Annotated in this window: 13 protein-coding genes and 2 pseudogenes; 2 read left to right on the plus strand and 13 right to left on the minus strand. The window is 44.5% G+C overall.

What is annotated here, in order from left to right:
* Positions 1–39: 39 nt before the first annotated feature.
* Positions 40–248: pseudogene (locus BEN30_RS18985) on the plus strand (IS5/IS1182 family transposase); the annotation flags it as partial.
* A gap of 22 nt (positions 249–270) precedes the next feature.
* On the opposite strand, the gene BEN30_RS11540 reads toward BEN30_RS18985, so the two are convergent.
* From BEN30_RS11540 to BEN30_RS11600, 13 genes are all read right to left on the minus strand, one after another.
* Positions 271–1071, minus strand: a complete 801-nt coding sequence (locus tag BEN30_RS11540) for a class I SAM-dependent methyltransferase (RefSeq protein ID WP_069958504.1) — start codon at positions 1069–1071, stop codon at positions 271–273.
* 15 nt (positions 1072–1086) lie between these two features.
* A complete protein-coding gene (locus BEN30_RS11545) occupies positions 1087–2115 on the minus strand; it encodes a glycosyltransferase (protein WP_069958505.1) in 1029 nt (342 codons plus the stop codon).
* Positions 2112–3029 (minus strand): hypothetical protein, encoded by a 918-nt coding sequence (locus BEN30_RS11550; RefSeq protein ID WP_139134999.1) that lies wholly within the window; start codon positions 3027–3029, stop codon positions 2112–2114. The genes BEN30_RS11545 and BEN30_RS11550 overlap by 4 nt, the downstream gene beginning before the upstream one ends.
* On the minus strand, positions 3004–4584 hold the full coding sequence (locus BEN30_RS11555) for an MBOAT family O-acyltransferase (protein ID WP_069958507.1): 1581 nt from the start codon (positions 4582–4584) through the stop codon (positions 3004–3006). The genes BEN30_RS11550 and BEN30_RS11555 overlap by 26 nt, the downstream gene beginning before the upstream one ends.
* A gap of 5 nt (positions 4585–4589) precedes the next feature.
* Positions 4590–5753 carry a glycosyltransferase family 4 protein gene (locus tag BEN30_RS11560; protein WP_069958508.1) on the minus strand — a complete coding sequence of 388 codons (1164 nt, stop codon included), beginning with the start codon at positions 5751–5753 and terminating at the stop codon, positions 4590–4592.
* Entirely contained in the window at positions 5746–6210 is a 465-nt protein-coding gene (locus BEN30_RS11565) for a hypothetical protein (RefSeq protein WP_069958509.1), read from the minus strand. Before BEN30_RS11565 ends, BEN30_RS11560 begins: the two co-directional genes overlap by 8 nt.
* A gap of 46 nt (positions 6211–6256) precedes the next feature.
* Positions 6257–7147: a hypothetical protein gene (locus tag BEN30_RS11570; RefSeq protein ID WP_069958510.1), complete on the minus strand. Its 891-nt coding sequence runs from the start codon at positions 7145–7147 to the stop codon at positions 6257–6259.
* Positions 7148–7149: 2 nt separating this feature from the next.
* A complete protein-coding gene (locus tag BEN30_RS11575; protein WP_069958511.1) occupies positions 7150–7896 on the minus strand; it encodes an acylneuraminate cytidylyltransferase family protein in 747 nt (248 codons plus the stop codon).
* A 26-nt stretch (positions 7897–7922) separates the two neighbouring features.
* Positions 7923–8585 carry an HAD family hydrolase gene (locus tag BEN30_RS11580; RefSeq protein ID WP_069958512.1) on the minus strand — a complete coding sequence of 221 codons (663 nt, stop codon included), beginning with the start codon at positions 8583–8585 and terminating at the stop codon, positions 7923–7925.
* A gap of 8 nt (positions 8586–8593) precedes the next feature.
* The gene (locus BEN30_RS11585; RefSeq protein ID WP_211563386.1) at positions 8594–10213 is read right to left on the minus strand and encodes a D-lyxose/D-mannose family sugar isomerase; all 1620 of its coding nucleotides are present in this window, start codon (positions 10211–10213) and stop codon (positions 8594–8596) included.
* A gap of 14 nt (positions 10214–10227) precedes the next feature.
* Positions 10228–11316, minus strand: a complete 1089-nt coding sequence (locus BEN30_RS11590; RefSeq protein WP_069958513.1) for a Gfo/Idh/MocA family protein — start codon at positions 11314–11316, stop codon at positions 10228–10230.
* 113 nt (positions 11317–11429) lie between these two features.
* Positions 11430–12131 (minus strand): NTP transferase domain-containing protein, encoded by a 702-nt coding sequence (locus BEN30_RS11595; RefSeq protein WP_170827038.1) that lies wholly within the window; start codon positions 12129–12131, stop codon positions 11430–11432.
* Positions 12132–12188: 57 nt separating this feature from the next.
* Complete coding sequence (locus BEN30_RS11600; protein WP_069958515.1) at positions 12189–13892, minus strand: TIGR04372 family glycosyltransferase; 1704 nt, start codon at positions 13890–13892, stop codon at positions 12189–12191.
* A gap of 387 nt (positions 13893–14279) precedes the next feature.
* Here BEN30_RS11600 and BEN30_RS11605 point away from each other — a divergent pair.
* Positions 14280–14567, plus strand: a pseudogene (locus tag BEN30_RS11605) (transposase); the annotation flags it as partial.

Here is a 14567-nt window from a genome sequence, read left to right on the forward strand (position 1 = left end):
ACTTATTGAGGCTCCTAAAAATGGGGGTATTACCCAGGGGCGAACATTTCGTCGAAACGAAATCGAAAATAGACCTTCGCTTTCAGCAAATGGGGCTACCGCGCAATTTGGCAGAACGGTTCTTCAGAAAAATCAAGGAATTCCGGGGCATTGCCGTGCGGTATGATAAAAACTCTCCGAACTTTCTTGCTGGTGTGAAACTCGCCTCAATGCGAATTTTGACTAGAAGTTATGAGGCTACGGTCTAGGGCAGCCCCAAATAAATTTAATTCAAGAGTCCATCGGTTTTTGCGCAACGGCAAGAATCATGTGCGCCATTAATCCACCCGGAATAATGGGTGCCAGGGTCAAACTTAGTCCACGAGTAAAGTACCAACTGTAGCTGAGCTTAACTTCGTGGTGCAAAAAACGCAGAACGCCTTGGCGTTTGTGAATGGTCGTTACCTGGTGAATGTCAAATCCGCCCGCGCTCAGTTCATCACGTAACTCGCCCTTGGTCAAACGCCACTGGTAAAAACGGCGGTTATGACGATTTGCTGCCTTTCGTTCTGACCAGTCACCTGCCGCGCGTAATGCATGACGGAGGTTATCATATGGGACCGAAATAAAAAGGTAGCCACCTGGTTTGAGGATCCGCAAAGCTTCATCAATGCATGGCCGCATACCATCTTCGAAATGCTCGAACACCCCCCAGGAAAAATAGGCATCTAACGAATTATCATTGAACTCGGTGTGTCGGATATCACCGGGCTTGAATATGACATCGGGAAAAATAGTGTGAAGTTTGGCAACGGTTTCACGAGAAAGGTCTAGGCCAACGCAATCGAACCCTTTTTGCGTAAAAAATGCTGTCCAATCTCCTAGACCACATCCGCCGTCAAGAATCCGAGCGCCTTTGGGAAGTTGATCAAAAAAAGGCTTGATAACTTTGTACTCATCCTTGCTGGAAATTTTCCCGATTTCAGCTTTGGGGCCACCTTGGCGATTCCAGATATCGGTCCAATATTTTTCGATAAATGTAGTTTCGTCGCCACCGTGGCTATCATCAATACTCATAAAATCTTTGCGCATAGTTTGAGCCTGACATTAAAACGGAATTTGATTAAGGAGAAATAAGAATGGATTGCGCCAGATGTGACGACTTTTTCTCACCTCTTCGCATGTGCCGTGAAGGCTTTTTATGCATTCCAAATAGGAGTTAACGGTGTTCTGTATGGTGCAGGGATATGAAGAGATGCGTTCATACCACGTATCGTATTCATCCATCATGCGGTTAATAGCGTAACCTATATTGTCGGGTCCATCGAACATAACACCGTAATCATTGCAGTATTCTGGCATGCATCCCGAGTCGCGGTACAAAAGTGGGAGGCCACATAGGGCTCCTTCGTTTTGATGGTTGCCACCAGGCTCGAAGATCGATGCCGTCACATAAACGTGGTGAGAACGCAGTTCATTGGCCAGCTGATATGCATCCAAGGGGGCGAGATGGGTGGTATTTTGGAACGCAAATCCTTTCGGTACATTACCGATGTAGGTGAACGCGATACGGTCACTCCATGTTGGTTCAGATAGCATTTGGTCAAGTTTTTGATAAACATCGAACCCTTTCATCCAGTTACCACCCCAATGGTGTGTAACAAGCTTTAATGGTCCTGACCTGTCCCATGGTTTGTGACCATTCATGTTGAACACGTCCGGATCCGCGCCATTGAGAATGACGCTACTACCACGTCCGTCACACTTGCGCCACACGCTCAGGTTTTCAAGCCATGAGCCGACGAAAACGGTGTGGTCGGCAGCGTAATTTGCGAGTCTTAAACGAAAATTGATAGTTCGAGTGTTTTTGCGCTCATCACATTCATTGATGCGGTGGATGACTACGGCTTTTGGGTTGCGAAATGCCAAATAGCGCAAGATGCTGCCCGCTCCAAACGGGATGTTGGGAATGCGTGTACGGGGATCAATGATTAAGATGATGTCTATGTCGGGGGCGCGTAGGTCGTGAACAACAAGATGTCCTGATTTAAGAAGTGCATCTCGAAGTGCAGCTACAAAACGATTGCCTCCGCCCCAAGGACCCTCGACGACTGTATAGCCGATGGCAATTTTCATCGGTTGAGTCCAAAACAATTATAAAGAATAGCATGTGTCAGAGTTTGTGCGCCCTCTTCATTTAGATGATCTGCATTACCAAACAAACGGTCACCCAGTGCAGATGAAAAGTCAACGTATTTGACACCAATTTCATCAGCCAGAGCCGCATAATATTTCAACGCTTGGCTGTAATTAGGATCTCTGATACTTAGTTTTAGGTAGGCAGAACTGACGGGGAAAGAAACCATGCAGACGTCTATTCCACTATTTTTGAATTCATGAATGGCCGTAGCGTACGCATTTGCAAACCGTGTACGCATAACATTTTTTACAGGTGCTTGAAGTCCTGCGCGTATGGATGCGGCTGTCTCTATCTCGTTAGGTGGTTGTTCGCTTAGCCGGATTATTGAATGATCTTGGGTATCTTCGGCAACCTGGGTGATGGGGTTTGCTAAATTCAATATGTAGGCTTTCCAGTATTCGAGAAGGTATTGTCGGTAAAAGGGCCTTAAAAATTGAAACCAAGGTGTGTCGGGCCTGAAGAGATCATTTCGTAGGGCCGACTGGTCACTATTTAGGCGATAAATTGCAAAGTGGTGGGGATCCGCCTGAATAATAATTCCTTTTGCTGCGTTGGAATTTGCGAAAAAACGCGCTTTTTCAATAATGGTGGAAAGATTGTCCCCAGCCATGGAGAAATTACTGAAGTCCTCTTTGCTACGTAAACCACTAGCACCACGTGAATCTGCAAATGCACCATAGGCGGAATGACTTGAGTGTAGGCGCTCACGCACGGCATCGAACTCATTTTTTGGTGCAACAATGGTACGGACAATAAACTCACTGCCTACCACGAAAAGAAGAATTCCCACTATGAATATCAGGGAGAAACCGTAAAAGTAGCGCTTAGAATTGGAAGTATATGAACTCACCGGTTTGCCCTTGTAGTAACTTAATTGTGAGTGACAAGACGACAGCACCACATAAAATGCCAAGCATAAAAGATGGACGCCATGCGGGAAAATGAATACCCATGACCTTTGGCGATCTGGATGCATCGAAGTCTAATGCAGGCTCGTATTTGTGCATCAATTCTTGTGTGCTGGGAAAAAACCAAACAATTATCAGAACAGCGACAATCCAGACAATTTGCATTCCTCCGCCATACGTTGGAACAGCATCAAAGCGTATGCCTATCTGTGATGCCGTTTCTGCCCAATATCCTAATATTGTTTTGTAGTGAGGAGGAAGCACTACACCGTTCAACGTAAACAATCCCTTATACATATTTAAGGCTGATTCAAGTGAGCTGGCACGGAATAGGGTCCATGACAAGGCAACGGCGGCGAGTGTGACTGCACGCCCAAACCAGCGGTACATTTGCCCCGTACGTCGGTCTTCGTATTTTTTTCTCGATCCAGTTACCGCCCACCACAAGTGGTTTATTGCAAGATATAAACCATGCAGTACACCCCACATGATGAAAGTCCAACCAGCGCCATGCCATAGCCCCCCTAGGGCCATGACGGTCATTAAATTTACATAGCGGCGTATACGTCCCTTGCGGTTTCCACCTAAGGGAAAATATATATAGTCACGTAAAAACCTAGATAGTGTGATATGCCAGCGTCTCCAGAAATCAACAATGTTGGTTGCTTTGTATGGAGAGTCGAAATTTAAAGGCAGGCGTATGCCAAAGAGTCTCGCCAGCCCTATGGCAATGTCTGAATACCCTGAGAAATCAAAGTAGATCTGAAACGTAAAGCAGATTACTCCAACCCAGGCTTCAATAAATGACGGACTGCCCCCCATATACGCTGTGTTGAACACGCGATCTGACCAGAAAGCCATTTTTTCTGCCAGTATCACCTTTTTGAACAACCCCATCGCAATGATTGTAAGGCCAACCGCTAAGTTGTCCCAAAGGGGTTTCCCGCGTGAAACGGCCTTCTTGAACTGTCCCATCATTTCACCGTGGTGAACAATGGGGCCGGCGATTAGTTGCGGGAAAAAAGTCACAAATAAAGAATAGGTGAGAAGGTCAGCTTCATTAGCTTGGTTTCGATAGACATCCACCAAAAAGGCGATTTGTTGGAATGTAAAAAAAGAGATGGCCAAGGGAAGAATAATTGTGAGGCTGTTGAATGACTGACCGCTTAGGGCGCTGAATGATTCAATAAAAAAATTTGCGTATTTGAAAAATGCAAGGGTTCCCAGGTTCGCAGTGATGCTTACAATCAAAAGGGGTTTGGCAACTGCGCTTGGTCGGGGCCATGCAGTAATAACGCGGGCCATAACAAAATTGAAAAGAATGGACACCATGATTAACAGAAGGTAGACGGGTTCCCACCAACCGTAAAAAAATAAAGATGTTAAAACAAGAAAACCCGCACCAAGTTTTGCATGTACCTTAAAAGATAGTGCGTAGTATCCCACTAAGACTATTGGCAGAAAGACTAATAAGAATTCTGGTGAGTTAAAAAGCATTGTTATTAGACACGATCATCAAAAATCAAGGGGGGAGGGGATAAAAGCTTCTTGGCTTGGGCGCTAATAATATTTTCCAGAGCAGTATTCATGCGCGCAATTGTAAAGTGTCGCTCCACTGTCCGTCGAGCCTCTTCGCCCATGCGTTGGCGCAAGTCCGCATCGTTATCAAGTCGGCGTATGGCCACGCTAAGGGCTTGAGCATCACCAGGAGGAACTAGCAAGCAGTTCGTTCCGGATTTCAAAATATTTGTATCCCACAACCCTTTGATTTGCGAAACTATAACAGGCCTGCCGCAGGCCATGGCCTGAAGGGTGACGCTGCATCCTGTCGGCTGCCAAACATTATTTAGGGGAACAACCACTAACTTTGCTTGCTGGTAAAGTCCTCGCAACATTATATCGGTGATTTCGGAACCGAATAGGCTACCGCGAATAATTTCAATATTTGGTTTGTGCGCTGGTGAATGAATATTCAGGCGGGTGATGATGCGAATATTATTTTCAACGTCTGCGTCGATGAGGGTCTTGAAATCACGACTTGGATCACTGCCGATAGATAAAATACCATGATGCTTTATTGGAGATTTTGCAGGGTGCCAGAAATCTGCATCGACTCCAAATGGATAATATGATGTTTTTTCCCGGGGGATTTTATACATTTTAATGGCAACTTCGCGGTCAATTTCACCTGAGAACAAGAGATGATCGAGACCCTTAAGGGCACGGATAATCTGCCTCATGGCATATTCTCGCAATACAGGGGGAACACGCTCTGGCAAGTCTGACAAACCATGAAACCCGCCAAACAAAAGCGCGTTATTTTTTATATGACTGCGGTATAGCCCCATAGACAGGCTGAAGAAATCATTAAAGCTAAGTGCTATATCAAATTTTGATATTTCCTCAGATAACGCGATCACTCGTGCCGATGATATGCCAAAGTTTATGTGGCGATTGCGGAGACGTTCGTAAGCGAGGATAACCTGATTGATTGGCCCGACAGGATCCTTGCGACTATTGCCGATTGCGACTTTAAAGCCTAAGTCGCGGATGTGAGTATACCCGTAAAAGAAATCTTTGGGGGACTGCCCATTCTCAATATCCATGAGGCGGCTCTGGCGCGCTGCTCCAGGATAGATGAATAAAATTGAGGGTTTATCATTCATATCGGACTGAGTTCATGGGGAGCTGTGAATTGAAGTCAGTGATTATCATTTCCAGAAACGCGACGAGCCGATCACCATATGGACTGTCAAAAGGCTCTACAAAAAATGAGCATTTTTGTTTAAGTTGGGATTGAAACGCCTCATCCCCGACATGCTCCATAAGTTCAGATAGTTTGGGGATAAGCTGAGATTGCCCGTCAGCAACAATGATCTCTGGCATGGAAAACATGTCATCAAAATGGGTTAGGGGTGCTACAAGATTAAAATGTCGGGCAGACTTTTCGTCATTTGGCAAAAAACACATAACCGGTTTGCCGTGAAGTGCACCCTCAATGAGGATTGTGGAAAGAGGGGATACCAAGGCATCTATGCAACAAAGCGTGTCATGTGTATGGCGGTAATCAGCAAGATGAATACCCGATTTTCCATCTCTTACCTGCTCAAGATAGGTTCGCATGTTCTCTTCAATTCGTACGTGCTTCCATGGGTAATCAAGTAGATGTTCACCGCCATTCCCCTCCCCCCCCCCATGGATGAGGACGGTAGACGACCTTGGTGTGACCAAGTATGCCTGAGTCGATGGCATTATCAATGCTTCGCAAATGCTCGAATTCGTTGGTTTCTTTGCTGGAACCTGCATAAAGTAATATTTGTGAAGTTGGATCTAGGTCGTGACGTATGCAGAACTCATCTCGTGAAATGCGAGGAGGGTGCCGAAAAAGATCAAATTGAGCTGCACCAAAATTGACTATGCGATCACTTGGCATGTTCATGAACTTTTGAGCGTGAATATTTGTTTGTTCACCCCATACTAACAACCAGTCAGGTAGGCCAATGACAGATTTTTTTGTGCTGGGGTTATCCCAAGAATTCATGATTACGACAAGAGGTATATTTTCATTCTGACATGTGATAACGAGGTCATTAATAAAAACACCATCAAGAACTGATGGGTGGATTATTACATCTGGATTTTCAATATCTATGAGTTCCTGTAATTCTTTGTTTGGAATCGCGTTGATTTTATTTAACGTGATATATTTGTATATTGTGTAAATGCCAGGAAGACTTAAAAACGAAAATAGTAGCGTGGCTTTAGGGCCTATCATGGCTCTTCTAAATGTGCGCAGGCTAGAAAATTGTTTGCCGTAGCGCCAGCGAAGGGTGTCGGCAACGAAGAGGTTTTTCCATTGTCTCAGACGGGGTTGCTTTGGGGCTAGGAAAGCATGCTTTCCGCCCAGTTTAAGCGCCTCAACATCTGTCGTAACTCTCTTTTGGTCACCATCTGGAAATATAAATTTAACATCATGGGATGCAGATAATGTCTCAAACACTTTACTATGGATAAAGTGGCGAATGATGATGTCGTGATCTATAAAAATCAGAATTTTCATGATCAGTTGCCGTGCCCATGATTTGGACAAGCTTTAGTATTAGCAGTTTCTTTAAGCATCAGAGTTTCCACCAGTGCGAGGTCCCATTCAGTATCAATGCTAATCATTGGCTCGTCTATGATGAAGGCACCTGAATATTTGCCCATGATTGACTTTTGGTTCAAAAGACAATCTCTCGTAATTGCGTAGGCTGCGCCATTGCGATGATAAAGAGTTTGAAGCTGTTGGCGGGCTATGATTAATGCACCTTGATCGTCATAAAAGTCCATATTCCCATCATCATTGACCACCAACTGCTTTAACGGATGGGCTTTTGAATCTGTTTCGGAGACAGTCCATATTGCATCCCAACCTTTGCGCACAAGCATTTCTATAGTTCCCACTACGTGCTTTGCTTTGCGTAGTGGAGAAGTGGGTTGCAGCATAACGATGATGTCATATTGTGTATCGTCGATGTTTTCCATTTCATTTAGTGCATGAGTGAGTACGTCCAAATCACCAATAGTGTCTCCTGATAAATATGGTGGACGTAGAAATGGCGCGTCCAAGCCAGATTCTCTGGCAACTTTGGCAATTTCTTCATGATCGGTGGAAATCACTGCTCGATCAATCTCAGGAATTTCTGCGATGATGTTACCTACTCTGGCCACGAGAGACACACCAAGAACAGTACGTAGGTTTTTCAAAGGAATGCCCTTACTGCCACCACGTGCAGGAACAACGACGAGAATTTTTTTGCTATCGAGCATTTCATTTATACCAATTTAGGGTGAGTTTATCGTTTAGGGGAGATGGTACCAATGACTAGGGATAAATTGGTCAAATCAGGTAGAAGAATGTGCGGCGTGGTAGTGAATGCGTTTTTGCTTTCTCCAATACCTATGAAATGACAGCCCACGTTTATGGCAGACTGGTAGTCTGCGTTATTATCCCCAACCATAATCATCTGGTCGTTCATTATGTTCTCTTTATGAAGAATGAAGATAAGATTGGTTGTTTTACTATGTGATGAACCCAGTATTCCATCAAAAAGTGGAGAGATGTTTCGACTATCAACAAGTGCTTTAAGGGCTTCATCCGGTGTTGCTGAGTTGATATATAGTTTTAGAGATGATTGCTTCAAAGATCTGAGGGTTGCTTCAGATCCAGAAATTTCTTTACATCGTGAAATTCGCTTGAAACAAATATCACTATAATTTTTAGCAAGTTTCAACCCTAACTCAGGCGCAGCTTCATCAGACAGTCCCAAAGATACCAAGTGCGCGGCAAATTCTCGGAAAATCGCGTAGCGGTCTCCTGCGTCTGGATTGGCAAGCAATTGACGAAGAAAGTCATGCGCCTCAGCATATTCTGAAGACGAGTCAAAAAAAGCCCTCTGTTTGATTTCGTTGGAATCGTACAGTGTTCCGTCAAAATCAAAAACGACGCATTTAATCATTTGGTATGTTACTTGACCATTAACTCAAGCTGGAAACGGCCCCAATGATCCACCTTGGTCTTTCGTTGATGCCGTTCGAGTTTGTTGATCGCCTTGTCTTTATAATAAGAATCGTCATTGTAGTGGGTTGTAGACACTTCTTCGAAAATACATCCTGTATCCGTCCAAAAACTATGCCAGACTCCGGGTTGCACAAGGCACGTATCGCCTGGCTCAAGCGTGTGAGTTTTCCCTTCCACTTTTACATGCAGAGTGCCGGATAAGATTTGGAAAGTTTCTTCCTTTAGTTTATGAAAATGCTCTGGGTGGTCTTGGTTTGGCAACTGAACGATTAGTTTCTTGCAGTACTCACGATTAATGCAATTGATAATAACGGCGCCAGTTTTTGTGAAGTTCTTAATTCCGTAATGATGGGAATATTCGACCTCAAAATCGCTACCTAGGACAATTTTTGCATCATTCAGCATGGCCTTTACTTCGTGGACTGCGGTTTTGATGATTTGCTGATCTGTGTTGTGGGGCACATTGACTTGATTCGCTAAAACGGGATCGTCCTTACCTATGTCTTGTTGAGAGACGATGCCATCTTTCCAGGCGCCGCTTTCCAATTGATCATCGACGTATGGCATAGCGAAGTAAACTTGATCTCGGGAAATGGCAACACCCTTTTTGATCGGCTTTTTGGCGTAAACGCCACGGCGCAGAGAAGCAATAGCGTTTGCTTCTTCAATAGATGTTGCAGGGCGTTCATTGGCCCCGCAAAGAACGAGTGCTTCTTTCCAGGAAGAAATCCATGTGTCAATTTGCTCTGGTGTTGATGAATATGCGTTGAGAGAGATGCCTTCGGCCTCCATACCAACATGTCGCTCAAACATCTGCGCACCCTTTGCTACGGCGATTTGAATAGGCACGGTCATCGAGGGAGCTTCGTGTGTTGACCAGCCAACAACATGGTCCGGATAACGGGCCTTGAGGGTCGTTATTTGGTTTAAATTGAATTTTTCTCGCGGAATCGGATAGATGGAGACACAGTGCATAATGGCAAAATCCACACCGCGGTGTTCAAAGAAGCTGACAACATCGTCAATGTTTCTGAGTTCTAACCCACCGGTGGAGAATATGACAGGTAGTCCGGCTTCTGCCACCTTATTCAACAAGGGCCAGTCCTTGGCGGAACAACTTGCTATTTTGATGATATCAAAGCCCATTTCGGTGATGACATCGACAGACTCTTCGTCAAAAGGGGTGCACATTGATTTGAATCCGCAGCCTTGAGCGACGTCCAGCAATTTTTGAAAATCATCACGAGCCAGCCTGGTCGATAAAAATCGCGGGATATGATTGTTATCGCTGTCTTTTTGGTGCATCGGATGGATAAACGTGTCCAATTGCCTAAATTGAAATTTTAGGGCCGCATTTACGCCATGTTTCTGAACCACTTGGCTTAGGGATTGAATGACTTTTGTTGCGTGTGCAACGCTTCCTTGATGATTATTCGCCAAATCAAGAACGAACAAGTTTTCAAAATTAAATGTGACGTTACTGTTCACGTGCTCTACCTTCTTCATTGATTGCTCAAAAGTCTTGTCTAAGTCAGATGTAATTTTACCTAACAGATGGAGCTTCACTATCTCCATCAAAACTAGCTAAGTGAATCTTCAGTGTAACCTTTGTTGTAATCAATTGAAATTGTGCGCCCTTCTTTCACTGATTTGTGGATGGCCGCCACCACAAGCATGGTGTCTAGGCCTTTTTGGTATGAAATCGGTGAGGCGTCCAGCTTGGCACTGAGCAGATTCTCAATATGATGCAGTTCAGCAATGAAGTCATCGGGGCGTGTTTTTTCGAACAGATTTATTTGTTCTTTATTTAACTCTGAATTATGAATAACAGCATCGCAGCCGGGCTTATATCCACAGTGCCATTCGATATACCCATTTTGGCCTTGAATTCGTCCCCACTTCCGAGGGGGGTTGGTGACTACATCTTGAACCACCCGGCCCACCATGCCAGATTCTGTTTTGAGATTGAGGACGCACAGTTTGTCATAATCAACAATGCCGTCATTTACATATTCAAGCATACCATTGACTTCGATTGTGCGGCCTACTCCTGCTTTATGGCAGAAGTGCTGCCATAAATTGATGGCATGAGAATGTTCACCGCTGGCACCGCCGCCGCGTTTCCAGTAGCCAAGATAACTATCGCTCGGGCCGTCAAGCCATGGGTGTGCGTTGAAAATACCACCCCAGTATTCACGGAATTCAACGTCAATCGTTTCAATTGTTCCGGTAATTCCAGATTTAATTAATTCACTTACTTTGTCACTGGCCGGGCCAACCACATGATCATAGCCAACGAAAAGATGGATGCCTTTGGCTTTTGCCTTATCAAGTAGTTCTTGAGCGCCATTTAAATCGGGAGTGCAAACAGGCTTTTCGATTAAAATTGCCTTAGGGTTTTCTTCCAGTGCCTCTAATGCCATGGAAATATGGGTGTCGGGTGGCGTTCCGATGATGATCAGATCATACCCTCCCTTGGGAGCATTGTTGTTGGAGAAGAGCTGAATCTCTTCATCCCATGTGGTATAACGCTGTGGGTAAATATCATTTTTGGTGCGTTTTAGCGCAGCCTCATCAATATCGCATAGGTCTACGCTCCAATTTAAGCGGCGCGAAGCATGTGAAAGGTGGTTGCCAATAGATCCGGCACCAAAAACTTTAACCTTCATTATGTGTCATCCCGAATTGTTGAGTTGTGATGAAAACCAGTGTTGACTGTAAGGTAAATAGCACTTGCAGCGCGTAAACCGTGAGAGTTATGGGGATTAGAATTAGAAATAATTTAGTGATTTTCCCAGAATTTACGCGCTTTATTTAGGTCTTCCTTAGTGCCAAATTCAAGAAGAGCATCGACTTCAACCACTCGAGTTTTTTCCTCGGCAACGTAACGCGTTATAATATCAGAGGTAATATCTGAAAGCTCTCCCTTCCTTGCGAGCGAATATGCAATTTCCTTCAGCAGCAAGGTATTGGAGAAAACAAATTGCCCAATCACGCCATTGTCTATGGTGTCGATATGTTGAGGCGGGCTGATCTCCTGAATTTTTTTCACTATTCCATCTTCAGCTTGGACCGAGTGCCTATATGTCCCCAAAACACCCTTGGTGTTCTTGTGCGTCGTGTAAAGGGTGCTGCCGGAAATGACCGGGTTGCTTAATAAAATCAGATCACAAAATGAAATGATCGTACCGTAACGGCTATCTATATGGTCAAGGGCATACAGAAGAGAGGTCGCGTTGTTTTTAAGGTCATTTGGGGATTCACGAGAAAAACTAATGCGCTGGGTTGGGTAGCGCCCTGATATGTAGCTTTCAAGTAAGTCGCTGTGCCAGGCTGTGCCAACGACCAGTTTATGAGATACCAACAAAAATTTGCTAATTAATAGGTCTATTGCTCGTTGTGAACCGATGGTGGATAGGGCCTTGGGGATGTATTCTGAAGCCTCGCCCATGCGTGTGCTCAGACCGCCAGCCAAGATGATCACGTTGTATATGTGACCCCTATCGCAAATAAACTGTCCTAGCATATCGGTTCCCTTAGTTTACAGTAGATGAGAATATTTTCGAAGAAAGTGACTTGAGATGTATCCAGTAGAATTGTAGCCAACATGATATGGTGCGTATATATCACGGAAGTGCTTTTGAAGAGCAATGTCCTCTATTGTCTCTTCATAGCGTCCAGAGAGCCTCAATGAAAGCTCTTTCGTTGCGGCTATTATATCTTCGGAATCATTATGTACTAATTCGAAACGCGCATTAGAGCAATCAGCGCCATGCGTGAAATGATGATTAAAATAAATCAACTCACTAAAATTAATAAGATTATTTGTTTCTTTATCTAAAACTAATTTTGGAATAAATATGCTAGGAGATTTTTTATTTGATGAGTAAATAGTGTTGCGGATTAGAAATAGGTCGCTTACAACCGCCGGACGGTCAAAGGCGGCTGCTCCGGAAAACAAGCCAGTATCACCAGCAAGCATGAAATGACAGCGTGAGAAGAGATGAACATCCAGTTCGTCACTGCGCCCATCTACAGCGTAATCAAATATAAGAGGGTGGCGGTCCTTTGGAAGAGTTTCGCTGACCTTCAATCCCATTCGCACGACTTGGTACCCTAGCTTAGCCCAATAATCAGCTGTTTCTAGGTAAGAGGAGAGTGGAGGGCATCTATGGTAGGTATCATTTCGCGCTTGAGCTGTTTCACCAACGTTCATGACAGTTCCGTAAAAATTATAATACGCCATGTCACGTAAGCCGATACATATAATCGGCTGCTCACAATTGATGCCGATATTGCGAAGCTTTTTTTCAACACGTCTTGCATCTGCATCTGGTATAGATAAAATGGGAGCTCCATTGAGAAAATCATTATTGATTTTCCGGTAGTCAGTTGTCAGTTCCGTGTGCCTATTTACATTTTCAATATTGGAATATGCAATCCTGAAAAGTTTTGTCAATAGGCGGCCCTGGGGAGAGACCAATAGACAGTGCTTGCTATAGAGCTTCATGAGTGTGTCGTTTGGGTATCCGCCAAAATAGAGAACAATCATTAGCGGTGTACTATCCAGGTTGTCGCGGAACCGTCGTAAAACAGGATCAATTCTATCAACCATATCTGCTAAACGCGTGAAATTACCCATGGATGATATTTTCACGTTCCAACGTCTAAGTATTAACCTTATGAATAAAATAATTATAACGGCAATTTTATCCTGAATATGGTATTTACACTTTCTTGATATGACATCAAAAATAAAATGTGCGCGAGACTTGAAGTCAAGCTGCTTGCTGGCGTTTATGACCGCATGCATATGCAAAAGGCTGATACCTTTTAAGGGAACCTTGTCGAATACAAATGCCTGAGACTCTTCCGAAATAGTCTCAGACAGTAGGGAACGTACATTGGGCTTGCCAATAGCATCTATGCCTTCTACGGCACCCAATGCACTGATCAAGAGCAAGGCAAGGTTCGCTTCATTATTATCAATAATCTCTTGTACAGCTTTGAGAGACTCTGCAACGTTACCTAATGCGGCGTGGGTTAAACATACTTCGAAACGGTAGGATTTGTTTTGAGGATGCTCTTGTCTATAACGAACTAATAATTTGAAAGATTCATCCGGGCGGCCAATTGTGCGCAGGTCGCGTGCGAGCTCTAAAAGTCGATTGGGGGACTGAGCCGTTGCGGCTTCCTTAATAAATTCGCGCGATATACGGGTATTGTTAGCATCTAGTATTTTCATTATTATTTGACCCTAGGGCGCCTCGGTGCGACGCCCAGTTGCATGAAACTTAGAACATTTTAGGACTGTCGGGAAGATCTGTGACATAAAATCTATGGGTTGCAAAACGTCCCGCTGAGAAATGACCCAACTCTACACATCAGGTAGGAGCGCCTTTGAAGCCTTAAGAAGATACGGCCAGCAGACGCTCCAACTGAATCCAAACGTGTATAATGTAGCTTAAGATCCAAGCTATATCAATTCCAGCAGAAAACTTGCAGCAAATGTGATCTGCTTCCCCCAAATGCCCTCGAAATAGGTTAGAGTTTTTCGTTTTCATTTTCCTGCTGGGAAGGGAGCGAAGACCGAATGAAAGCATCATGATTCACGGATGCGCAACGGGCATTCATCGTCAAGTAGGGCGAGGATGGCATACCGGTTGCGGAGATTTGTCGAGAGGCCGGGATTAGCCAGGGGACGTATTTCAATTGGAAGAAGAAGTATGCGGGTTTAATGCCTAGCGAGATGCGGCGTCTGCGCGAATTGGAGCAGGAGAACGCTCGTTTAAAGAAGATCGTCGCAGATTTATCTTTAGACAAAGCCATGCTGCAGGACGTTATCAAACGAAAACTTTAAGGCCCGCCCGGAAGAGAACGCTGGTTGACGAGTTACGATTGGATTGGGCAATATCGATAC

It is taken from the genome of Magnetovibrio blakemorei, assembly GCF_001746755.1.
GTDB classification, from domain to species: Bacteria; Pseudomonadota; Alphaproteobacteria; order Rhodospirillales; family Magnetovibrionaceae; genus Magnetovibrio; species Magnetovibrio blakemorei.